The following is a 22,532-nucleotide window of genomic DNA, read 5'->3' as shown; positions in this document are numbered from 1 at the left end:
CGGATCTAGCGGGGCTCCCGGACGGTGAGGACGGCGCCGTGATGTCGAGACAGATCGGCGTCGGCGGCAAGGGCGGTCACGCCCCGAGCGACGTACGTGGGCGTTTCCGACACCCCGAACCCGGGGATCCGATCAGCCGCCTCAGCCCAGTTCGCCTCGGTGACGTCGAAGTTCTCGAGCATCTGCTCCGACCGTAACCACCCAGGGGTCACAGTGTCCTCGATGGTCTCCGGTCGATCGATCTCCGATGGTCCCGTGGCGCGACCTGCTCCGCGAGTCGCTCCCGCAACGAGTGCGACACGATCCGTCAGCGGTGCGTTCATTCCCGGATTCTGACACCACTCCGCCGGCCCCGGAAGAGGGAGCAGTCAGTCGATGCGGCCGGCCAGGCGATACTCTTGGCTGGCTCAGAAAGCCGATCGGCACTACAGCGGGGTAATCTTCCGGGTCTTCCGACTGTTGTTCCGATCCCCCGCCCCCGTAGCTCAGCTGGATAGAGCAGCGGCCTTCTAATCCGCCGGTCACAGGTTCGAATCCTGTCGGGGGCACCCATCTGATTCCGAGTTCGACCCTCGAGAGCGAGAGCCCTCGTGCAGGGCGAAATAGTTCTCCACAGATTGCTTCGACCCCTTGTCATCGAACAGGTGTTCGACGACAATTGAGGGTATGACCCTGGCTCTCGGAACCCTCGAAACGTGGCACCGCCACGCGATGGAGTCCGCGTTGCCGCAAGGTCGCGACGGCGTCACCGACGCCGAACGGGTCGCGATGCTGGAGACGTTGGAGGATCTGAAGAACACGATCTCCGCCCTCCAGGGTGACCTCGCCGTCGACCTCGACACCTCCCAACGAGCCCAGCAGGCAGCGGCCGGGGAACCCGCACGACGGCAGGGACGTGGGGTGGCCCACCAGGTCGCCCTGGCCCGCCGGGAGTCCCCGCACCGGGGGCAGGTGTTTCTCGCCGTCGCCAAGACCCTGCGGGCCGAGATGCCCCACACCGCGGACGCGTTACACACCGGCAGACTCTCGGAGTACGCCGCGACGCTGATGGTCCGCGAAACCAGTTGCCTCACCGTCGAGGACCGCCGATGGGTCGATGAGGCGATGTGTGCCGACGAGACCGTGCTGGAAGGAGTCGGGACCCGGCGTCTGGTCGCGATGCTCCGGTCCCACGCAGCCCGGTTGGACCCGGCCGCGGTGACCCGTCGGAACCGGAAGGCCGCATCCGAACGCACTGTGTCCTTGCGGCCGGCCCCCGACACGATGTCCTACCTCACCGGGGCACTCCCCGCCACCCAGGGGATCGCCTGCTGGGCCGCGCTGCAACACGCAGTCGCTGCCGCGAAAGCCGCTGGCGATGACCGGTCCAAGGGCCAGATCATGGCCGACACCCTCGTCGCCCGACTGACCGGTCAGGAACAGGCGCCCGAAGCACCGATCACCGTGAACGTCGTGATGTCCGATACCAGCCTCTTCGGCGGCGGACACGAACCCGCCGACGTCCCTGGCTACGGACCCGTCCCGGCCGAGATCGCCCGCCACCTCATCGCGAACTCCATGGACTCCGAGGCCATCACGTTCATCCGGGGCCTGTACGCCGACCCCCACGGCCGCCTGGTCGCGATGACCACCAAACAACGCCTCCACACCGCAACCATCGCCGAGTTCCTGCGACTACGCGACCAAGGGATCTGCCGCACCCCCTGGTGTGACGCCCCGATCGCCCAGTCCGACCACATCCACACAGCCGACACCGGTGGAGAAACGTCCGCAGAGAACGGTCAAGGTCTCTGCGAGGCCTGCAACCACGCCAAACAGGCCCCCGGCTGGACCCAGACCACCGACCCCCACAGCCACCGACATCAAGTCACCACGATCACCCCGAGCGGCCACCGCTACACCTCCACCGCACCCCGAGCACCCACACCCGCCAAAGGACACCCACCACACACCCCCGCCGAACGCGTCGTCATCGACATCATCCGCGGCTACGAGCTGGTCCTTGGCGCCTAGCGCAAGCCGAGTCGCTTCATGGTCAACCGCGCCATCGCGGCCTCCCCGCGGGCGTTGGGATGCACGATCACCGGGTTCGTGCCCACGAGCACCGGCTCGACCCAGCGCTTCGGTATCGACTGGCACGCGTCGCGTCCGCGCGACGCACGGGGCACGTCGACGTAGATCGAATCGGTCTTACGGGCCGCCTGGCGGACCTTGTTGTTGAGAACCGTCTGGAGCTTGAACAGGTAAGGCACGTCGCCTGTCGCCACCGGCATCAGCGGGAAGCAACCGCCGGTCGGCGGAAGGATCCTCGGATAGCCCAGGATCGCCACTCGGGCGCGCGGCGACTTCCGGTGCACCGCACGCAGCGCACGCTTCAACGCAGGGAACGTCTTCTTGCGGATCGTGCGAACGAACGAGGCGCCGTACTCGTCCTTGCAGGGGCTCCCCTGGCCCGCTGAGGCGATCCCCAGCGCGCCGCACCGCAGGATGGAGTTGATGAAGACACTGCTGTCGTTCCCACCGATGGTCATCGTCACCAGTTGCGTGTTCTTGCGCAGCGCGTCCAGCTGGGGAGCGACCCCCGGCTGCTGGGACCCCGTGAAGTCGTTGGTGTCCGCCGCGCCGCACGTGACATCGGTCAGCGTGGCTCCGATCCGCTTGGCGATCACCTTCGGATAGTTGCGCGTGGATCGGGTGCACTGCAAAGCGGTGGGATCGGTGAGGTCGATGGGGAGGACTCCCGACGCGGCGCTGTAGGAGTCGCCGAGGGCGACGTACCTCAGCGGTCCGGGACGTTCCGTGCCCGCAGGCGAGGCAGCGGAGGGCACCAGAACGGCGCCGGCAAGAGTGAGGGCCAGCATGCTGGCCGCGAGACGAGATCGGACGGTGGACACAGGGGCTCCCTTGGCTGAACGGTGGCAACAAAGTACGTCAGCCACGGCCCCTACGTCCCCGAGATGGCCGCAGTCAGCCCAGGAAGTGATCCCTCACCAGGTGACCTCGTGGCAGGCCGCCAACGGTTGGTCCTCCACCTGGAGCGTCGCGTGGTCGATGGCGTGGTCGCGGCTGAGCACCTGCTGGGCCGCGCCAAGAACGGTCTGAGCGTCGGCACCCTCGCTCAGCACGAGGTGTGCGGTCGCCACATTCATCCCCGACGTGAGGGTCCAGGCGTGCAGATCGTGCACATCCCCCACCCCATCGAGAGCGCTCAGGTCGGCCGCCACCACCTCGATGTCCAGCCCCTCGGGCACGTGCTGTCCCAGCACGGCCAGCACCTGACGGCCCAGGAAGACGGCCCGCACGGACACGAACGCGCCGATCGCCAGCGCGATCACGGTGTCCCAGACCCCGTTGCCCGTCGTCAGCACCAGCACCGCGGCGACCATCACCCCGACGCTGCCGACGGCGTCGGCCACGACCTCGAGGTAGGCACCCTTCACGTTCAACGATTCCCTCGACCCACTACGGAGCAGGACCAGCGTGACCAGATTGATCAGCAGTCCGATCGCTCCGACGACGAGCACCGGCACGGCGTCGATCTCGACGGTCTCCCCCATCCGACCCAACGCCTCGATCACGACGTACGCCGAAACGCCCAGCATCAACAGCACCGTGAATCCCGACGCGAAGATCTCGGCGCGGTAGGACCCGTAGCTGCGTCGACCGGTCCGGTCCGGACGGCCCGCGATCCGGGTCGCCAGGAGTGCCGCCCCGAGAGCCACCACGTCGGCGGCCATGTGACCGGCATCGGAGATCAGCGCCAACGAGCCCGTCACCAGACCCGCCACCAGCTCGATCAGGAAGAAGGACGCCACCAACGCGAACGAAATCAGCATCCGGGTGCGATGACGCGCCCCTGCCGACATCGACCCGGACGACATCGGACCAGCCCCGTGCCCGTGACCAGCGCCCATCAGGCGCTCACCTCGTCGTACGTCGAACAGGTCGTCACCGCATCGCCGGTCGCCCTCAGGAGCGACTGAGTCGACCCCAGCAACGCTGTCACCATGGCGGGCTGCGACAGGGTGAAGACCGAGGATCTGCCTACCGCCTGCGACTCGACCAGGCCGCAGTCCCGAAGACACGCAAGATGCTTGGACACCGTCGACTGGGCCAGGCCGAGGTGAGAAGTCAGATCGACGACCCGGTGCTCGCCGGACAGCAGGTGCTGCAGAATCCGCAATCGCTGCCGGTCCCCCAGCGCGCGGAACAGCGCCGCTGTCTCGGTCAAGGCGGGAGCCTCATTCATCGTCATCCAACGATGTTATTCATCACGAGCGCTGCTGGTCAAGGCGGGAGTCTGCCTCGCCGACACTTCTGACAACATAGACGCATGTCTATGTCAGCTAGGTCCGCCGATGTGCCCACCGTCCTGTACGTCTGCGTGCACAACGCCGGCCGGTCCCAGATGGCCGCGGCCTTCACCGCCCACCTCGGCGGCGATCGGGTCCAGGTCCTCTCCGCGGGATCCCAGCCCGCCGATCAGATCAATCCCGCCGCGGTCGAGGCGATGGCCGAGATCGGGATCGACATCACGTCGGCGAGCCCGAAGGTCTTGACCGACGAGGCCGTGCAGACCTCTGACGCGGTCATCACCATGGGCTGCGGGGACGCCTGCCCGTTCTACCCCGGCAAGCGCTACGAGGATTGGGAGTTGGCCGACCCCGCCGGTCAGGGCTTGGACGCCGTGCGTCCCATCCGTGACGAGATCAAGGCCCGGGTCGAGGCCCTGCTCGCCGACCTCCTGACCTGATCACGGGCAGCTCACCGACGTCGTACGGCGTGCCTGCCCCATCCACGACCGATGGCCGCGTAGAACGGGCAGTGCCCCGCCGCGTATGAGGTGGCGGGGCCCCACACCTCAGAGAGTGGCTTCGATCTCCCGGGCGATGCTCGTCTTCACGTCGTCGGGTGCGAACGATGCCGTGACGGCCGCCAGCGCGAGGTCGGCCACGCCGCGCTCGTCCAACTCCAACAGATCCGCGGCGAGTTCGTACTCACGGTTCAGCGTCGTGTTGAACATCGGCGGGTCGTCGGAGTTGATCGTCACCGGCACCCCGGCCGCCACGAAGGCGGGCAACGGGTGCTCGTCCATCGAGGCCACCGCACGGGTCGCGAGGTTGGAGGACGGGCAGACCTCCAGCGCGATCCCCTCGGCCGCCAGGTGATCCAACAGATCCGGATCCGAGGCGGCCGACGTCCCGTGGCCGATCCGCTCGGCCCCCAGGAGGCGTACGGCGTCCCACACCGTCTGCGCGCCCGTCGTCTCACCGGCGTGCGGCACGGAGCGCAACCCGGCAGCGCGGGCGGCGGAGAAGTGCGGCTCGAACTGGGGTCGCGGCACCCCCACCTCGGGACCGCCGAGGCCGAACCCGACCAGACCGTCCGTGGGGTGGTTCAGTGCGTAGGACAGGGTCGCGTCGGCCGCTGGCAGGCCCGACTCGCCGGGGATGTCGTAGATCCACCGCATGGTCAGACCGAAGTCCCGTTCGGCCGCTACCCGGGCATCCTCGATGGCCTCGCTGTAGGCCTCGATCGGAATGCCGACCGCCACCGAGGTGTACGGCGTGCAGGTCAACTCCGCGTAGCGCACCTGCTGCTGGGTCAGCTCCCGGGCGACCTCATAGGTCAGGTAGCGGATATCCTCCGGCGTCCGGATCAACCCCACGACGGCCAGATAGACCTCGATGAAGTGGGCGAAGTCGCGGAACTCGTAGAACGCACGCAGTTCCTCGGGGTCGGAGGGCACCGTCCCGGGGTGCCGCTCGGCCAACTCACTGACGATCCGCGGCGAGGCGGACCCGACCTGATGGACGTGCAGTTCGGCCTTCGGCAGGGCAGCGATGAATGCGGACAACTGGCTCGAACTCATGGCTCGATCGTGGCACTTCGCTCGGTGATCACCGAAACCAGCGACGACGCTGCATCCTCCAGATCGCTGTAGTCGTCGAACACCTCGCCGTTGAGCAGGATGGTGGGGGTTCCCTGGACCCCGGCGTTCGCCGCCTCGTCCGTGGCCTGGTCGACCCAGGTGGTGTCACCCTCCTCGATCCCCGGCCGTACGGCGCCATCTTCGGCTCCCGCCTGAACGGCGAGGTCGACGTACCAGTCGCTGTCGGGGAAGGGCCCCGACTCCTCCGGCTGCTCCTCGAAGAGCAGGTCGTGGAAGGCCGAGGCCACCTCCGGCCCGCTCTCGGCGAGCACGACGGAGAAAGCCTGGGCCGCATCGCTCGAGTAGTCGGTGCCCAGGAGATCGAAGACCCGGTAGTCGACCAGCACCTTGCCCTCGTCGGCCAAGGCGGCGAACTCATCGGCGCTGGCGGCCTCGAACTCGCCGCAGAAGGGACAGACGAAGTCCTCGTAGACCACCACCGTGGTGGGCGCCTGATCGTCACCGATGACCAAGCCGTACTCGCTAGCGCCGGCCGCCGGTGCGTCCACCGGTCCCGGTCCGGTGTCCCGGATGAGGTTGAACGCGACGGCGGCGCCGATGAGCACCGCCACCAGACCCGCCACGCCCAACAGGTTCAACCGTGCTGCGCGACGCTGTCGGCGCTGCTTCTCCGCTTGTTCTGCGGCGTTCCTCGTCACCATGTGCTGTCTCCCCGCCTGCCACTCGCCTGCCACCCGACCTGCCACCCCGAACCGTAGAGCCCCGCTGGGGGTGGCGATGAGTAGGGTGCGCAGCGTGACTGACCGACTTGTATGGATTGACTGTGAGATGACCGGCCTCGACCTCGTTGCGGACGCGGTGATCGAGATCGCCGCGCTCGTGACCGACTTCGATCTCAACGTGCTGGGCGAGGGGGTCGATATCATCATCAAGCCTCCTGCCGCTGCGCTGGAGCAGATGATCCCCTTCGTCCGTTCCATGCACGAGAAGTCCGGGCTCCTGGAGGAACTCGACAGCGGCGTGACGCTCGAGGAGGCCCAGACCCAGGTCCTGGCCTACCTCACCGAACACTGCGGCACCGAGAGCCGACCGCCCCTGGCCGGCAACACCGTCGGCACCGACCGTGCGTTCCTGGCCCGCGACATGCTCGACCTCGATGCCTTCCTGCACTACCGGATCGTCGATGTCTCCTCGATCAAGGAGCTCTCCCGCCGGTGGTACCCCCGCGCCTACTACGCCTCGCCGCCCAAGCGCGGGAACCACCGCGCCCTGGCCGACATCCAGGAGAGCATCGAGGAACTGCGCTACTACCGCGAAGCGGTGTTCGTGCCCGCCCCCGGTCCCGATTCGGCCACGGCCGGAGTCGTCGCCGCCAAGCACGGCGGCGCGTTGACCGGACTGACCGGAGAGCCACCCGCCACAGACTGAGGCCGATTCTGAGGCTGGGCCACCGTCGGTCTACACTTCTCCTCGGTCCTTGCCGCTGCGGCGACGAGGCTCCGTGGTGGGTATAGCTCAGCTGGTAGAGCGCCGCCTTGTGGTGGCGGATGTCGCGGGTTCAAGTCCCGTTACTCACCCCAGACCCCGAGCCCCTGGCCTGTTCTGACAGGTCAGGGGCTCGACCCGTTCTCGGACTCGATACCCAGCCTGGTGGCCAGGTAGGGCGCCGTGGCGCTGCCCTCGACGAGCGCGACCTCCTCAGGACTTCCCGTGGCCATCACCCGACCGCCCCCGTCGCCCCCGCCGGGTCCCAGGTCGATCACCCAGTCGGCACTGACGATGGTGTCGAGATCGTGCTCGACCAGGACGACGGTGTTGCCCGCGTCGACCAGCCGGTGCAGTTGCCGGACCAGCAGGGCGGTGTCGGCCGGGTGCAGACCCGAGGTGGGTTCGTCGAGCAGATACAGCGCATGGCCCCGTCGGGCGCGCTGCAGTTCGGTCGCCAACTTGATCCGCTGGGCCTCTCCACCACTGAGTTCGGTCGCCGGCTGCCCCAGACGCAGGTAGCCCAGACCGACCTCGCGCAGTGTGGACAGGCTGCGCTCGGCGGCGGGGACGTCCGCCAGGAACTCGGCGGCCTCGTCCACCGAGAGAGCCAACACCTCGGCCACGTTCTTGCCGCGATAGTCGATCTCGAGGGTCTCGGCGTTGTAGCGGGCGCCGTGGCAGGTCGGGCATGCGGCGTAGGTGCCCGGCAGGAACAGCAGCTCGACCGACACGGTGCCCTCCCCCTGGCAGGTCTCGCAGCGTCCCTCCGCGACGTTGAACGAGAAGCGCCCTGCGCCGTAGCCGCGCTCGCGCGCCTCCCGCGTCGCGGCGTACACCTTGCGGACGGCGTCGAAGAGCCCGGTGTAGGTCGCCAGATTCGAGCGTGGGGTGCGTCCGATCGGGCGCTGGTCGACGCGGACGAGTCGGTCGAAGGACTCCAGACCCTGGGCGTCCACCCCGTCCACGGCGTCGATCTCCAACTCACTCGCAGCTCCGCTCTCGGGCTCGTCCGGTGCCTGACCCACGTGACGGCGTACCAGCTCGGCGAGCACCTGCGTGACCAACGTGGACTTGCCCGATCCGGACACACCGGTCACCGCGGTCAGCACACACAGCGGGATGTCCACCGAGAGATCCTCGAGGTTGTGCCGGCTGATCCCTCGCAGGTGCAACCACCCGTGCGGGGTACGCCGTGGCCGCTCGAGGGGTGCGGAGCGTCCGAAGAGGTACTCCGCGGTGACGGACCCCTCGGCGTCTTCGAGGCCTGCCACCGGGCCGGAGTACACCAGCTCACCGCCGTGCTCACCGGCCCCTGGACCGATGTCGACGATCCAGTCGGCCCGCCGAACCACATCGAGGTCGTGCTCGACGATGAACAGCGAGTTCCCGGACTCCTTGAGCCGGTCCAACACGTCGATCAGCGGCTCCGCGTCGGCCGGGTGCAGGCCCGCAGACGGCTCGTCGAGGACGTAGACGACCCCGAAGAGGCCGGAACGCAACTGGGTGGCGATCCGCAGCCGTTGCGCCTCACCGGGCGACAGGGTCGTGGAGCTCCTCCCCAGGGCGAGGTAGCTCAGTCCCAGGCCAAGCAGCACCTCGACCCGGGCCACGAGATCGGCGCAGATCCGGACCGCGACCTCGGTCGCCTCTCCCGAATCAGCCGTGGACGTGGCCGCGGCGGCCTCGGTGAGCTCGGCCACCGGGCGCAGCACCTCGACCAGATCCGCGAACGACAGGTCGTTCATCTCATCGATACTGCGTCCGGCGAAGGTCACCGCCAAGGAGTCGGGTTGCAGACCCGTGCCGCGGCAGGTCGGGCACACCACGCCACGCACGAAACGCATCGCCTTGTCGCGCATCATCTGACTCTTGGTGTCGGCCAACACATGGCGCACGTGCTTGCGGGCGCTCCAGAAGGTGCCGTAGTAGTCACGCCCCGTGGAGTCGTCGGGCTCCCCACGACGGTCGACCAGGACGCGCGGCTGTTCATCGGTGTAGAGCAGCCAGTCCCGGTCGCTCTGGGCGAGGTCGCGCCACGGCAGGTCGACGTCGATCCCGACGGCCTTGGTGATCCGCAGGAGGTTCTTGCCCTGCCAGGCGCCGGGCCACGCGGCGATGGCGCCCTCGCGGATGCTGAGCGAGGGGTCGGGGACGAGTAGGCCCTCGGCGACGTCGTGGTCCTTCCCCAACCCATGGCAGCGCGGGCAGGCCCCCGCCGCGGTGTTCGGCGAGAACGCCTCCGCGCCCAGGCGTGCGGCTCCATCGGGGTAGGAGCCGGCGCGCGAGTAGAGCATCCGCAGCAGGTTGGACATCGTGGTGAGGGTGCCCACCGTCGATCGGGAGCTCGCAGCTCCACGCCGCTGTTGCAGCGCCACCGCCGGTGGCAGCCCGGTGATCTCCTGCACGTGCGGAGCACCGACCTGCTGCAGCAGCCGGCGCGCGTAGGGCGCGACCGACTCGAAATAGCGACGCTGCGCCTCGGCGTACACCGTGCCGAACGCCAAGGACGACTTTCCCGACCCGGAGACCCCGGTGAACACGACCATGGCGTCTCGCGGGAGGTCGACGTCGATGTGCTTCAGGTTGTGTTCGCTGGCACCGCGAACGTGGACGAAGTGGTCGCTCGGGTCGTGGGGCACCCTGTCTTTCTACCTGCCCTTCAACCCGCGCGACGCGCCGGGAGCGCACTGGACCACGTGAGCATCGGCACTTCCCCGCCCACCGAATGCGGGGCTCACCCATGCAAGCCCTATGGTCGACCTATGCCCGATTTTCGCAAGGTCACCCATGATCACGTTGTTCAAGCGATGGGCGAGTACGACGAACGCGGAGCCGAAGCCTTCTTGGCTGACTACGGATTCGCTCGCACCCGCGACTACCACCTGCGCCACGACGGTCGTAACTACGACTCCAAGGCCATCCTCGGGGTCGCCCACCGGTATGCGACCGGCGAGGTAGCGCCCAGCGCGGACTTCTCCGACGGCAAGACCGGAGCCGCCAAGGTGCTGCGTGACCTCGACTTCGAGGTGACGGCCACCGAGGACCTGCTCTCCCTGGAGACCCCCGCTCCCGGCGAGTGGCGCGATGCCGCTGATCTCGACCTCGACGTCAGCCGTGACGCCTGGGCCGAGGCCGCCCACGACGTCCTGCGGGGTGCCGCTGGCACCTACCAGTCCGTGGTCACCTACAAGGAACTCGCCGCCCAGATTCAGTTCCACAGCGGGATCCGCACCTCCCAGGCCATCCATCACTGGATCGGTGACGTGCTGGCCCGGGTCGCGGTCATCTGTGCCGAGAAGGACGAGGCCAACCTGGCGTCCCTCTGCGTCAACGCCCAGGGCAGCGTGGGTGAGGCGTACGCCGCCAGCATCACGACGCTGACCGGTACCCGCCCCGGCGACCCTGACGACCACGCGGCCCACGAGCGACTGCGGTGCTACCGCGACCACGACGCGATCGGTCTGCCCGACGACGGTGGTAGCCGCGCGCTGACCCCCAAGCTCGCGGCCAGCCGGTCACGTGCCCGCAAGGCTGCGCGCGAAGAACGTCCGGTCAACACGTGCCCCCGCTGTCACATGGCCATCCCGCCGACCGGTCTGTGCGACGTCTGCGACTGACCCTGCCGCGTGCCCCGCGACGCTAGCGTCGCGGTAGCAGCACCGTCATCCGGTGTCCGTCCTCGAGGCTCTCGAAACGGCCGCCGAGGGTTTCGACGACCAAGCGGGCCTGCGCGACCAGTTCGGCCTCGCCGTCCCCGGTGACGGCGGGGTGCATGCAGGTCACTTTGACCCGGACCGATGTCGTGGCCCCTTCGAACACCAGCCTCACGTCGCCGGCCCCGTGCTTGACCACGTCGGTCAGAAGCAGGTCGAGCACCTGCTCCACCGGTCCCGGGGTGAGCAGCAGTTCGATCTCGCCCTCCACCGCGGCCGTCACGAGTCGGCTCTCCTCCGCCAGGCGGTCCGCCCAGAGCTGAGCGGACTGGGTGGCGAGGTCCCGAAGCGGAATCTCCGCGCCCGCGACCAGCGATCCACGTCGCGAGATCTCGACCAACTCTCCGGCGACCTCGTTGAGTTGATCCACCGACCCCAGGCAGGTCGTGGCCACCCGTCGTGCCGACGAGCCAGCGGGTTCGGAGTTGCTGAGTTCCTCCAGTTCGAACCGAAGCCGGGTCAGCAGCGTGCGCAACTCGTGAGAGGCGTGGACGGAGAACTGCTGCTCCCGACCGATCCTGTCGCGGAGCAGCGACGCGCTGCTCTCCAGCGCCCGAGCGATCTTCTTCGCCTCGGGGACCTGAGTGGTGGGCAGGTCCAGGTCGAACCGGCCGCGCCCGAGCGCGGACGCAGCGGTGGCCAGCTGCCGGAACGGCGCGGCCAGGTAACTGGCCAGGATGAATCCGATCAGGGCCGCCACCACCGCCAGCAGCAGGAAGAGGAAGACGACCCCCGCCAATCCATCGGCCCAAGCCTGACGCGAAGTGACCGGTGCCACACGAACGGTCAGTGTGCCGTCGGCCAGGGGTAAGGACGCCGCGATCGAGCCCTCCATGTCGAAGTTCTCCCCCGATGCGCGGGTGATCTCGCCGTCCTGCGCCGTCACCTCGATCCGATCGTAGGTGTCGATCAGTTGCGTGAGTTGAGCCTCGTCGATCGGTTGACCGGCAGCCTGGCGCTCGGTGAGCAGGGTGGCGATCACCGCGGTGTCGCGTACGACATCCTCGCTGGCCCTCTCCCGCAACGAACCGTCCAGGGCGTAACCCCGGATCACCCCCGCCACCGCGATCAGCAGCAGCATCACGATCGCGAACGCGATCGTCAGGCGTTCACGCATCGGGAGCGGCACCCTCGAGACGGAATCCCACACCCCGGACCGCTACGACGCGTTCCTGGACGCCGACCCCTTCGAGCTTCTGACGCAGGCGACCGATGGTGACGTCGAGGGTCTTGGTCGAGCCGTACCAGTTCTCGTCCCAGACATCGGCCATCAGCCGGCCGCGGGACACGACCTTGTCACGGTGGGCGGCCAGGATGTTCAACACGTCGAACTCCTTGCCCGTCAAGGGAACCTCGTCGTCTCCGGCGTAGACGCGGCGCGCGTCCACGTCGATCCGCAACGCACCGTCGGGGATGTCATCGTCGTCCGGACCGTTGCCGGTGCGGCGCAGCAGTGCGCGCACCCGAGCCTGGAGTTCGGCCAATCCGAAGGGCTTCGCCAAGTAGTCATCCGCCCCGAAGTCGAGCCCGACCACGCGATCCAGCTCGCCGGCGCGGGCGGTCACGATCATGATCGCACCCTGATAGCCCGCCGAACGGGCGCTCTTGCACACGTCGAGCCCGTCCATGTCCGGCAGCCCCAGGTCCAAGATGACCACGTCGGCCGAACGACCCTCTAGTTCCTCCAGGGCCTTCTTGCCGCTGTCGACCCACAGCACGTCGTAGCCCTCACGTTCCAGCGTCCGTACGAGGGGGAAGGCAATGTCTTCCTCGTCTTCGACGACAAGAACTCTGTGAACCATGGGGTCGATCATAGGGCCATGGGTCCCTCCCCCGGAGGGAAGTCACCCAGACCGGCACGTCGGGACTCGTTGGCCTCAGACCCCGACAGCCTCCGCGTGCTCGCTACGCCGCGGTCGCGAGCCCCAGCGGTCTCGGGCCAGCACCACCAACAGGAGACTTCCTGCCCCGATCAGCACGAGATTCCAGGTGGATCGTCCCTCGGCCCACAAGGACACGTAGCCGATGTACGGCACGCCGATCACCATTCGGGAGATGGCTGGATAGTCGCTCTGCTGCACCCACCACGGGTCGGGTTCGGAGTGGGTGTCGGCCTGGGTCTGCATATACCCGTCGCCGACGTCGGCGACGCGACGGGTGATGAAAAAATCCATCTCGGCCGACGGAGGAGGACGGTAACTGACCACATCGCCGACCTCTACGTCGCTGGCCGGCACGATGCGATCGAACATCAAGGATCCTCGCGAGAGCGATCCGCCCATGACGTCGCTTGTCATGACGTACCGCTCCAGTCCGAACACGGTCGGCACCAGGGCCAGCACGGTGACCGGAGCAACGATGAGCGCCACCAGCAGAACCGCAGCGCGGGCGGTCCACACCCGTCGTCTCGCGGTTGGCGCAATCTCCACAGTCGGGCCCATGCACTCTCTACCTAGTCTCCTGAGGCTCAAGCGTAGGACGCGTCCTCATACGGGCGCAGAACGTCGGCTACACGAATGAGTAACAAGATTGTGTGAAGAGGATCGATTCAGACCGAATCGGTGGAGAACAGATCGCCGTGCTCGGACACGCGCTCCAGGACGTCGGCGAACCGGAACTGCTCGAGTCCGTCGGGGTCCTCCGCGCCCGTGCGCACCTCCTGCCAGGTGATGGGGGCCGCAACCTGCGGCCACTGCTTGCCGCGCAGGGAGTAGGGCGAGACGGTGGTCTTCGACGCCGCGTTCTGGGACCAGTCCAAGAACACCTTTCCGCTGCGCACCGACTTCGTCATCGTGGCCGTCACCAGGGCCCGTTCCCTTTTCTGCAGGGTCTCGGCCACCTCGCGGGCCAGAGCGGTGGCATCCTCGGCCGGCATCCGCCCGGGCAGGTCGGCGTACAGATGCAGGCCCTTGCTGCCGCTGAGGACCGGGCGGGCGACCAGGTCCCGATCCGCAAGCAGCTCCCGAACGAGCAGAGCCACCTGCGCACACTCCTGGAGTCCGGCAGGTTCACCGGGATCCAGATCGATGACGATCCGATCGCTGGGGAACAGCCGACCACGCCGGCCCACCTGCCACTGGTGCACGTGCAACTCCAGGGCAGCCAGATTGGCCAACCACGTCAACGTCGCCAGGTCGGAGCAGATCGGGAAGACCAACGGCTTGTCCGACGATGTCGGCATCGACACCGTCCGAACCCACGAGGGGGTTCCCCCCGGGGCGTTCTTCTCGAAGAAGCTCAGGTCATCCACGCCGTGGGGCCAGCGGATCCGGGTCACGGCACGGTCGGCGAGGTGAGGCAGCAGGACCGGGGCGATCCGGGCGTAGTAGTTCAGAACCTCCCCCTTGGTCGTACCGGTCCGGGGATAGATCACCTTCTCGAGATTGGTCAGCCGCAGCGTCCGCCCTTCGACGTCTACGTGGACCTCGCTGCGTTTCATTGCGCACTGACCCCCTGATATGCCGGCTGCCGTAGCCGTCCCGCGGCCGAGACCCCCAGCGACTCGACCTCCACCACCAGCACCGGTTCCACCCAGCGCGTTCCTGCAGCGTCCACCCGTGGCACCGGTTCGGCGAAGGGCGAGGACGCTCGCTCCAGGGGAAGCAAGAGGTCGCGCAGCATGGCGCCCTGCCGACCCGCGATGCCGCTCCCCACACGACCGCGGAACCAGAGCGAGTCCCCCTCTCCCACCGATCCCACGAGAATGGCGCCCAGCCGCGACTCTGCGCCGACCTCGGACCGCCAACCGCCGACCACGTAGGACTCCCGGATCCGGTGCGGGAACTTGAGCCAGTGCCGGCTGCGCTGACCCGTGAGGTAGCGGCTGTCCAGACGCTTGCTCACCATTCCCTCCAGCCCCTGGGACCGGGTGGCGTCGAGCAGCATCGGCCCGTCGTCGTACGCCGGGGGCACCTGCACGTGCTCGTGGCTCTGGTCTAGCTCGAGCTCCGCGAGAGCCTCGCGTCGAGTCGACAGGGGTTCGTCGCGCAGATCAGCAGTGCCGACCCGCAACACGTCGAAGACCACGAGCGTCACCGGCACCCGTTGGGCCAGGATCCGGGCGCGTGCGCTGCGCTGCACGTGCAGCCGCTCCTGCAGGGCACCGAAGCTCGGGATCCCGGCGGCGAACGCCACCACCTCACCGTCCAGCAGGACGTCGCGACCGGCCAGGTCGAGGAACTCCGGGAAGGCGACCGTGACGTCGTTCTCGGTCCGGGAGGTCAGCCGGAGGGCGGTCCCGGCGCCGTCCGCGAGCACCCGCATCCCGTCCCACTTCACCTCGTGGGTCCAGTTCTCACCGGTGGGAACGACCTCACCTCGGGTCGCCAGCATGGGGCGCATGGGGCCCATCATGGACCCTCGACGGGTCCGGTCGGGCGTAGGCTGAGGTCATGCGTGCCATCTGGAAGGGAGCGGTCTCCTTCGGCCTGGTCAGTGTTCCGGTCAAGTTGTACGCCGCCACCGAGAGCCATGACGTCTCGTTTCGACAGGTCCACCGTGAGGACGGCGGCCGGATCAAGTACCAACGGGTGTGCTCACTCGACGGTGAGGAGGTGCCCTACTCCGAGATCGCCAAGGGCTACGAGACCGAGGACGGCGAGATGGTGATCCTCGACGAGGACGATCTCTCGTCGCTGCCCACGGCGGCCAACAGCCGCGAGATCGCCGTGGAGAAGTTCGTCCCGTCCGACCAGATCGACCCGATGTTGTTCGAGAAGTCCTACTACCTCGAGCCGGAGAAGGCCGGCGCCAAGCCCTACGCCCTGTTGCGTCAGGCCCTGGTCGACGCCGACCGGATGGCCGTGGTCACGGTCGCGATTCGCAACCGTACGACCATCGCGGTCCTGCGGGTGCGCGAAGACGTCATCGTCCTGCAGACGATGATGTGGCCCGACGAGATCCGCACGCCGGACTTCACCATCGACGTGGGCGAGGTCAAGGACGCCGAGGTGTCCATGGCCACCATGCTCGTGGAGACACTCGCCGGAGACTTCGACGCCGCTGACTTCGAAGACGACTATGCCGAGGCGGTCGAAGCCCTGGTGAAGTCGAAGATCGAGGGCGGCGAACTCCAACGCACGCCCACCTCCACCAAGTCTTCCGGCGAGGTCGTCGACCTGCTCGCTGCCCTGCAGCGTTCGGTGGACGCGGCCAAGACGGCCCGGGGTGAGGACACCGAGGATTCGCCGCCTGCGAAGTCGACCCCGTCCAAGACAACAGCCAAGAAGACGGCAAAGAAGGCAGCAACGAAGCAGCCGGCCAAGAAGACCACCGCGAAGAAGGCAGCCAAGAAACCGACCAAGAAGGCAGCGAAGAAGGCCAGTTAGCCGGGCTACTCGCCCCGGGCTGCGGGCGAGTCCGGGGTGGAGCGGTGGAACCGGTGCATCACTGCGTCGCTGACTCGAGGCAGAGCCAGGTTCAGGACCTCCCCCACGCTTCCGACCAGGGGGTTGACCGTGATCGGGCGCTCCTCCAGGGCGCGGACCACGCGCAGACCCGCCGTGTGCGGTGACATCGCCCGGCGATCCTCGACCGTCTGCGTCGGAACGACCATGGCGGTGCGGACGAGTCCGAAGCGCATGTTGGTGAAGGTGACGTTCTCGCCGTAGGTCTCTCGCCCCGCGATCCTCGACCAGGTGTCCAGGGCCGCCTTCGAGGCGAGGTAGGCGGAGTACTTCGGAGCCTTCAGCTGCACTCCCCAACTGACCACGTTGACCACCTGACCGAATCTCTGGGCCCGCATCGCCGGCAACAGACCCATGGTCAGCCGTACGGGACCGAAGTAGTTGATGGCCATGGTGCGATCGAAGTCGTGGAGCCGATCCCCGCTGAGTTCGAGGGACCGCCGGATGGACCGGCCCGCGTTGTTGACCAGGTAATCGACCGTCCCGTGGTCGGCGAGGACCGTGGCGACCAGGGTGTCGATGGCCAGCGGGTCGGTCAGATCGCAGGGATAGGCGACGGCAACGCCCCCGTTGTTCTCGATCACCTGACGAACGCGTTCCAGGTCCGAGACTCGCCGCGCAACGAGGAGGACGACGGCACCGCGTTCGGCGGCGAGGACCGCGGTGGCCTCGCCGATCCCCGATGAGGCTCCGGTGACCATCACGGTCCGGCCCGTCAGTGGGCTGCGTGGTGGGCGTCCGATCAGCCGGTGGGCAGCCGCGCCCAGGATGCGTCTCGATCTGGCCAGGGGGGTGTGGAGGAGAAGGCTCATCGGCTCACTGTTCGACGTTGGAGATGAGGTCGGCGATCACATTGATCGGGCGGATCCGACCGGACACGATCGGCACCCCCTGTTGGGCGAAGAACGCGGAGGGGACCCCGATGATCTCGGCCTGGTTGTTGATGGCCAGACCACCCGAGTTGCCCGGAGCGATCCGGGCGTCGGTGTCGATCTCGGCCCGCGGCCCCAGGTCCGGATCGTTGACGAAGGTGGAGATCACTCCGGTGGTGATCGACACCCCCTGCGACTGCGAGATCCCGGGAAATCCCAGGATCGTCACGTCGTCACCGGTGCGGAGCAGGTCGGAGTCACCGATCGGGATCGTCGGGAGATCCAGGTCGTCAACCGGATCGCCGTCGATGGTGGCGAAGATCTGGATGATCGCGGCGTCGATCCGACCGTCACTCTCCACCACTCGGGCCCGGAAGGCCGGCGCGGCCGGTGAGTCATCGGGGTTCTCGAGCAGGGCCACCAGGAGCACCGACGGATTCGTCAGGTAGTTCTCCCCGTAGCGCTCCTCGAGCCCCTCGGTCTCCGGCTCGGCCACATGCGCGTTGGTGAGGATCAGCCCGTCCGGGGTGAGGATCGACCCCGAACCGGTGTAGGACACCGCCGCCCCCGAGGCGTCGGTCGACTCCGCGAGGATCAACACCGTCGCCAGTTTCGCCGAGTCCAGTTCCTCCGAGGTCAGCAGATCCGGGCCCGCGTCGGGAGTGGCCGTGGCCGCCGGTGTCTGGTCGCTCGACCTCGGCAGCAGGGTCGCCGCGCCGGCCACCAGAGCGCCGACCACCGCCACGGCAGCCACCGCAGCACCGACCCGTCGCCATCGTCGACCTCGACGCGCCCGAGCGGCCCGTGATTCCTCCTCCTGGACGGACAGGATCGGAGCCACCGTCAGCTGAGGTCCGGCGACCGGATGCCCCAGTCGGAGGGTCCTCCGCTCCTCGATCCGCAGACTCGTGACTCGCTCACCGTCCACGAACGTGCCCTCGGCCGAGTCGTTGGTGAAGACCCAGGCCCCCGGCACGGGGTCCAGCCTCCCGTGCTGCCGAGAGGCGACCGGGTCGGTGAGCACCACCGTGGAATCAGGATGACGACCGATCGTCAGTGAGGTCGCATGCGGGAACCTCAGTTCGTGACCCTCTGCGACCACGAGCAGATCCGGTCCGCTCCTGGTCTGTGTCGGCGCCGCTCCGTCACCCTCGATGAAAGGCGCCAGCATCGGCCCCGACAACACCACCGTGTCCGCGAAGTCGGCCGCCGGCGCATCAGGGTGCGGGGTCAGTGCTGGATCGGCGGCCGGGAGCTCAACGGTGAAGGTCGAGCCGCCCTCGCGGGGCCCACAGCGCACCGAGATCGGCCCGACCACCACCACCTCCTCGATCCGGCGATCGTCTACGAAGGTGCCGTGCTGGCTCCCGACGTCGACCAACACCCATCCCTGCGGGCCCGGGCGCAGCTCCGCGTGAGCCCGGGAAACCGATTCGCCGGACAGCCGTACGTCGGCATCGCTCGATCGGCCGATCCGCACTACCTCAGGCGGGTCGACGGTCAGGACGCGTCCCTCGACGTCGATACGCAGTGCTGGGCCGGGGGTCATGGTGGGGAGAATCCTACGTTCGGCTCGGCGGATGCCCGGCTGCTGGGCTACCGGGCTGCCGGGCTAGGGGGAAGGAGCGACCAGCGGCCACGGGCGGGTGCGCTCCAGCTGCGCCGACAGGCTGATCAGGGTGGTCTCCTCATGGGGTCGACCCACGAGCTGCACGCTCAACGGCAGTCCGTCGGGACCGATCCCGCAGGGCACGGCAGCAGCCGGGTTGCCCGCGACGTTCCAGATAGCGACGTAGGCGATCGCGGGAAGCGACCTCAGCGACGCAGCCACTGTCCCTCGACCGTCCAACATGCCCACGGCGGCGGGTCGGTGCGCCATCGTAGGGGTGAGGAGGACGTCGATGTCGTCGAACATCCGATTGACCCGCTTCCCCAGGACCTCGGACTGCGTCATGGCCCACTCGGTGATGCGTGGAGTCACCCAACCACCCAGCCGGCAGGTCTCACGGGTACGACGCTCCAGCCGTTCGTAGTGCTCCACCCCTTCCGCCTCGGCGCGGATCCCGGCGAGGAACTGTGGGACGAACACCGCGGTCGGGTCTGGGTACCGCGGATCGATCTCTCGTACGTCGTGACCCAACTCGGCCAACAGGGCGACCTGCTGTCGCACCGTGGCCACGTGCAGCGGGTCGGGGCGGACTCCCTTGGTCACCGGCTTGACCGACCACCCGATGCGCAGGCGACCGGGTTCGCGGTCGCACGCAGCCTCGAAGGAGTCGCTCGGCGCGGCGCGGAACCGGTCGCCGGGCAGACTGCCGCGGATCACGTCGTAGACGACCGCGCTGTCGCGCACCGTGCGGCTCAACGGGCCCACGGTTCCCAGGGCCCACCACAGGTGCTCGTTCGGAGAGTTGGTCACCCGTCCGCGCTGGGGCTTGAGCCCGAACAGGCCACAGCAGGCGGCCGGGATCCGGATCGAACCGCCACCGTCTCCGCCGATCGCCACCGGCACCATCCCCGAGGCGATGGCCGCTGCGGTCCCGCCACTGGACCCTCCGGGAGTCCGACTCGGGTCCCACGGATTGCGAGTGATGCCGTTGGCGACCGACTCGGTGTACGGGAAGGCGCCGAACTCGGGCATGTTGGTCTTCCCCACGATGACCGCGCCGGCCTCACGCAGGCGGCGTACCACCTCACCGTCGGTCGCAGCCGGGGTCGTGTTGCCGCGACCGCCAAAGGTCGTCACGGCCCCGGCCACATCGAGTTCCTCCTTGATGGCGATGGGGACCCCGCGAAGGGGACCTCCCTCGCCACCGCTCCGGTCGAGCAGTGCCGCCGTCTGAACGGCATCCTCGCCCAGCACCACAGAGAAGGCGTTCAGGGCTGGGTCCAGGTCCCGGATCCGCGTGAGCGCACGGTCCACCACTTCGCCGACGCTCACCTCTTCCCGCTGGACGCGAGAGACGATGTCGGTAGCTGCTTCAACGATCGGTTCCGGCATGCGAGCGAGTATCCCCCGGCCCCCCAGCGGGCCGGTCGTCATTGACAATTTTCACGATTCTGTCCACACACTGAGTATCGGCTGAAACACCCCAGAATATCGCGTACCGTGACGTCCGTTATGCCGAACTGACGGCGCCGACTGGGGGGTGAGCCGCCCGCCCAGCACCCCCCCCCAGGAGCATTTGTGAACACCCGTATCCAGACCATCGCCGCCGCATTGGGGGCCCTGACGCTCACCGCGATGGCCTCGGCACCCGCGCTGGCCGCCCCGACCGTGTCGCAGGCGTCGGCTACCGCGTTGAGCCTCTCGATCGCCGGAAGCGGTCAGGACACCGGCACCACCGCCGCCACGAACGACGGGTCCGGCGAGGTCAAGACCGGCGTGGCCAACCCGCCGATCGCGGTGTTGGGCAACCAGAACGTGCTCGACATCGGTGTCCTGGCTCAGGACGCTCAGGCCCTCGTGCAGAACAAGGAAGGCGTGTCGGCCGCCTGCTCCGGTGTCGCCGGTGACGGTGGAGGGGTGGCTACGGTCGGCGAGTCCGAATGCATCAGCCCCGGAGACCCGGTGGGCATCTCTATCGCCAATCTGGACCTGACGGGCGCGGTCCTGATCGACCCGGCTTCCGCTCTCGGCCCGTTCGCGCCGCTGAACGCCGTGGTTCCGCAGTTGGTGGGTCCCCTGACGCAGGCGATCACCGACGGACTCGAGCCCCTCGGCGCTACCGGTCTCGGCGGCACTCTCGGTGCCGTCCAGGCCAGCTGCACCGCCGGACCGGGCACCGCTCTGAGCGGCACGTCCAACATCGCGGACACGAAGCTTCAACTCGATCTGGCCGGGTCCTCGATCGACCTCGTCGAATTTCCGGCCAGCCCGCCGCCCAACACCAAGGTGCTGACCAACCTCGATGTCGTGCTCAACACCGTGATCGACGCGCTTCGGGTCGACCTCAACAACACCCTCGACGCCCAATTGGCTCCTCTGCAGGCCCTCATCGACCCGATCCAGGATGAGATCGTCAACGCGCTGATCGCGCAGATCGCCCCGCAGTTGGCGCCGTTGGAGGACAACATCCTCGACATCACCCTGAACCGCCAGACGCGTTCCGGCGGGTCGATCGATGTGACCGCCGTGGTGCTGAAGCTCCTGCCCGCCGCCCAGCAGTTCTCCGGCGACCCGTTGGTCGACATCGAGATCGCTCGCGTCAACTGTGGCCCCAACGACCGAGTCAGCACCCCCGAGAACCCGGAAAACCCCGAGAACCCGGAAAACCCGGGCAACCCCGGCAACCCCGGTAACCCGGGCAACCCCGGTAACCCGACGGTCCCGACCTTCGTCGACGCCGGAGCCGGCACCGCTGACCAGACCACCCTCCTCGGTGGAGCCCTCGGTGGCGCCCTGGTGCTGCTGACCGGCATGGCCGGCTTGCTCGGCTACCGCCGCTTCTCGGTGCACTGAGCAACTTCTCAGACCCGACGATGAGTACGCACCGACAGGAGACGGAAGTGGACAACAGCATGGCGCGTCCCTTCCGTCTCCTGGTCGTGCTCGCTTCGACCGTGGCGCTCCTGGGTCCGGGGGTGGCGGGCCTCGACCGAGGCTTCGCACCAGCGGATCCCCGGGTGGGTGCCGCGGGTCTCTCACAGGTGGCTCCGGCGCCGGTGAACCCCGGGCAGGTGCTGACCACCTCCACGGGCGATTCACCGGTGGCCGGTGACGTACTCCAGATTCCCGCGATCGATCTCGAGGCAAGCCTGGTGAACGTCGCCCTCGGAAGCAGCGGTGTCCTCTCCCCGCCCTCCGACACCGACATGGTGGGCCGATGGAACGACAGCGCCTCGGTCGGTGCGATGAACGGACAATCGGTGCTGACCGGCCACACCGTCTCATCCGGCGACGGAGTCATGAACCGGCTCGGCGAACTCGTGATCGGCGACCGGATCCGGGCGACCGACGACGGCATGGCCGTCGACTACGTCGTGACCTCGGTCGAGAAGTACTCCCGCTCCGAGATCGCGGAGTACTCCCAGACCCTCTTCGGGCAGGACCGTCCCGCCAACCGGCTGGTCCTGGTGACCTGCGCGGACTTCTCCGCCGATGGGATCTACCTGAGCAACATCGTGGTCCTGGCCTACCCGGTGCGTCGGGTCTGACCTA

At 68.0% G+C, this 22,532-nt stretch carries 22 protein-coding genes and 2 tRNA genes; 9 read left to right on the top strand and 15 right to left on the bottom strand.

Features of this window, described 5'->3' with window-relative positions:
- Window positions 1-5: 5 nt before the first annotated feature.
- Entirely contained in the window at window positions 6-182 is a 177-nt protein-coding gene (locus ACYVLV_RS08235) for a hypothetical protein (protein WP_460809067.1), read from the bottom strand.
- Window positions 183-474: 292 nt separating this feature from the next.
- Here ACYVLV_RS08235 and ACYVLV_RS08230 point away from each other — a divergent pair.
- Together ACYVLV_RS08230 and ACYVLV_RS08225 are read left to right on the top strand one after the other, a co-directional pair.
- A tRNA-Arg gene (locus ACYVLV_RS08230) sits at window positions 475-548 on the top strand.
- Between the two features lie 118 nt (window positions 549-666).
- Entirely contained in the window at window positions 667-2,013 is a 1,347-nt protein-coding gene (locus ACYVLV_RS08225; protein ID WP_460809066.1) for an HNH endonuclease, read from the top strand.
- Here ACYVLV_RS08225 and ACYVLV_RS08220 read toward each other — a convergent pair.
- The 3 genes from ACYVLV_RS08220 to ACYVLV_RS08210 form a co-directional block, all read right to left on the bottom strand.
- On the bottom strand, window positions 2,010-2,894 hold the full coding sequence (locus ACYVLV_RS08220) for an SGNH/GDSL hydrolase family protein (protein ID WP_460809065.1): 885 nt from the start codon (window positions 2,892-2,894) through the stop codon (window positions 2,010-2,012). The genes ACYVLV_RS08225 and ACYVLV_RS08220 overlap by 4 nt on opposite strands.
- A gap of 93 nt (window positions 2,895-2,987) precedes the next feature.
- Window positions 2,988-3,836, bottom strand: coding sequence for a cation diffusion facilitator family transporter (locus ACYVLV_RS08215; RefSeq protein WP_460809064.1), 849 nt, complete (start codon window positions 3,834-3,836; stop codon window positions 2,988-2,990).
- A gap of 77 nt (window positions 3,837-3,913) precedes the next feature.
- Window positions 3,914-4,255, bottom strand: a complete 342-nt coding sequence (locus ACYVLV_RS08210) for an ArsR/SmtB family transcription factor (RefSeq protein ID WP_460809063.1) — start codon at window positions 4,253-4,255, stop codon at window positions 3,914-3,916.
- A gap of 78 nt (window positions 4,256-4,333) precedes the next feature.
- Here ACYVLV_RS08210 and ACYVLV_RS08205 point away from each other — a divergent pair, with 78 nt between their 5' ends.
- Entirely contained in the window at window positions 4,334-4,753 is a 420-nt protein-coding gene (locus tag ACYVLV_RS08205) for an arsenate reductase ArsC (RefSeq protein WP_460809062.1), read from the top strand.
- 108 nt (window positions 4,754-4,861) lie between these two features.
- Here the strand turns inward: ACYVLV_RS08205 and ACYVLV_RS08200 are convergent, their stop codons facing one another.
- Together ACYVLV_RS08200 and ACYVLV_RS08195 are read right to left on the bottom strand one after the other, a co-directional pair.
- On the bottom strand, window positions 4,862-5,872 hold the full coding sequence (locus ACYVLV_RS08200; protein WP_460809061.1) for an adenosine deaminase: 1,011 nt from the start codon (window positions 5,870-5,872) through the stop codon (window positions 4,862-4,864).
- Window positions 5,869-6,594, bottom strand: coding sequence for a thioredoxin domain-containing protein (locus ACYVLV_RS08195; protein ID WP_460809060.1), 726 nt, complete (start codon window positions 6,592-6,594; stop codon window positions 5,869-5,871). Before ACYVLV_RS08195 ends, ACYVLV_RS08200 begins: the two co-directional genes overlap by 4 nt.
- 76 nt (window positions 6,595-6,670) lie before the next feature.
- Here ACYVLV_RS08195 and orn point away from each other — a divergent pair, with 76 nt between their 5' ends.
- Window positions 6,671-7,321 (top strand): oligoribonuclease, encoded by a 651-nt coding sequence (gene orn / locus ACYVLV_RS08190; RefSeq protein ID WP_460809059.1) that lies wholly within the window; start codon window positions 6,671-6,673, stop codon window positions 7,319-7,321.
- Between the two features lie 76 nt (window positions 7,322-7,397).
- Window positions 7,398-7,473 (top strand) — tRNA-His (locus tag ACYVLV_RS08185).
- Window positions 7,474-7,503: 30 nt separating this feature from the next.
- On the opposite strand, the gene uvrA is transcribed toward ACYVLV_RS08185, so the two are convergent.
- A complete protein-coding gene (gene uvrA / locus ACYVLV_RS08180; protein WP_460809058.1) occupies window positions 7,504-10,020 on the bottom strand; it encodes an excinuclease ABC subunit UvrA in 2,517 nt (838 codons plus the stop codon).
- A gap of 123 nt (window positions 10,021-10,143) precedes the next feature.
- On the opposite strand from uvrA, the gene ACYVLV_RS08175 reads away from it, so the two are divergent.
- Window positions 10,144-10,998: a hypothetical protein gene (locus tag ACYVLV_RS08175; protein ID WP_460809057.1), complete on the top strand. Its 855-nt coding sequence runs from the start codon at window positions 10,144-10,146 to the stop codon at window positions 10,996-10,998.
- Between the two features lie 22 nt (window positions 10,999-11,020).
- Here the strand turns inward: ACYVLV_RS08175 and ACYVLV_RS08170 are convergent, their stop codons facing one another.
- From ACYVLV_RS08170 to ACYVLV_RS08150, 5 genes are all read right to left on the bottom strand, one after another.
- Window positions 11,021-12,211 carry a sensor histidine kinase gene (locus tag ACYVLV_RS08170; protein ID WP_460809056.1) on the bottom strand — a complete coding sequence of 397 codons (1,191 nt, stop codon included), beginning with the start codon at window positions 12,209-12,211 and terminating at the stop codon, window positions 11,021-11,023.
- Window positions 12,204-12,896 (bottom strand): response regulator transcription factor, encoded by a 693-nt coding sequence (locus ACYVLV_RS08165; RefSeq protein WP_460809055.1) that lies wholly within the window; start codon window positions 12,894-12,896, stop codon window positions 12,204-12,206. Before ACYVLV_RS08165 ends, ACYVLV_RS08170 begins: the two co-directional genes overlap by 8 nt.
- Before the next feature lie 75 nt (window positions 12,897-12,971).
- Window positions 12,972-13,535 (bottom strand): S24/S26 family peptidase, encoded by a 564-nt coding sequence (locus ACYVLV_RS08160; RefSeq protein WP_460809054.1) that lies wholly within the window; start codon window positions 13,533-13,535, stop codon window positions 12,972-12,974.
- Window positions 13,536-13,642: 107 nt separating this feature from the next.
- Window positions 13,643-14,533: a non-homologous end-joining DNA ligase gene (gene ligD / locus ACYVLV_RS08155; RefSeq protein WP_460809053.1), complete on the bottom strand. Its 891-nt coding sequence runs from the start codon at window positions 14,531-14,533 to the stop codon at window positions 13,643-13,645.
- The gene (locus ACYVLV_RS08150) at window positions 14,530-15,435 is read right to left on the bottom strand and encodes an ATP-dependent DNA ligase (protein ID WP_460809052.1); all 906 of its coding nucleotides are present in this window, start codon (window positions 15,433-15,435) and stop codon (window positions 14,530-14,532) included. The genes ligD and ACYVLV_RS08150 overlap by 4 nt, the downstream gene beginning before the upstream one ends.
- Window positions 15,436-15,485: 50 nt before the next feature.
- Here ACYVLV_RS08150 and ku point away from each other — a divergent pair, with 50 nt between their 5' ends.
- Window positions 15,486-16,421 carry a non-homologous end joining protein Ku gene (gene ku / locus ACYVLV_RS08145; RefSeq protein ID WP_460809051.1) on the top strand — a complete coding sequence of 312 codons (936 nt, stop codon included), beginning with the start codon at window positions 15,486-15,488 and terminating at the stop codon, window positions 16,419-16,421.
- 5 nt (window positions 16,422-16,426) lie between these two features.
- Here ku and ACYVLV_RS08140 read toward each other — a convergent pair whose 3' ends face one another.
- The 3 genes from ACYVLV_RS08140 to ACYVLV_RS08130 form a co-directional block, all read right to left on the bottom strand.
- The gene (locus ACYVLV_RS08140) at window positions 16,427-17,311 is read right to left on the bottom strand and encodes an SDR family NAD(P)-dependent oxidoreductase (protein WP_460809050.1); all 885 of its coding nucleotides are present in this window, start codon (window positions 17,309-17,311) and stop codon (window positions 16,427-16,429) included.
- A gap of 4 nt (window positions 17,312-17,315) precedes the next feature.
- The gene (locus ACYVLV_RS08135) at window positions 17,316-18,920 is read right to left on the bottom strand and encodes an FHA domain-containing protein (RefSeq protein ID WP_460809049.1); all 1,605 of its coding nucleotides are present in this window, start codon (window positions 18,918-18,920) and stop codon (window positions 17,316-17,318) included.
- A gap of 63 nt (window positions 18,921-18,983) precedes the next feature.
- Entirely contained in the window at window positions 18,984-20,372 is a 1,389-nt protein-coding gene (locus ACYVLV_RS08130; protein WP_460809048.1) for an amidase, read from the bottom strand.
- A gap of 186 nt (window positions 20,373-20,558) precedes the next feature.
- Here ACYVLV_RS08130 and ACYVLV_RS08125 point away from each other — a divergent pair, with 186 nt between their 5' ends.
- Complete coding sequence (locus tag ACYVLV_RS08125) at window positions 20,559-21,833, top strand: hypothetical protein (protein ID WP_460809047.1); 1,275 nt, start codon at window positions 20,559-20,561, stop codon at window positions 21,831-21,833.
- Window positions 21,834-21,880: 47 nt separating this feature from the next.
- Window positions 21,881-22,528 (top strand): class F sortase, encoded by a 648-nt coding sequence (locus tag ACYVLV_RS08120; RefSeq protein WP_460809046.1) that lies wholly within the window; start codon window positions 21,881-21,883, stop codon window positions 22,526-22,528.
- Window positions 22,529-22,532: the final 4 nt, after the last annotated feature.

Source organism: Nocardioides salsibiostraticola, from assembly GCF_054783655.1.
Note: the sequence above shows the minus strand (reverse complement) of the source record. Positions and strands in the feature narration are given on the sequence as shown.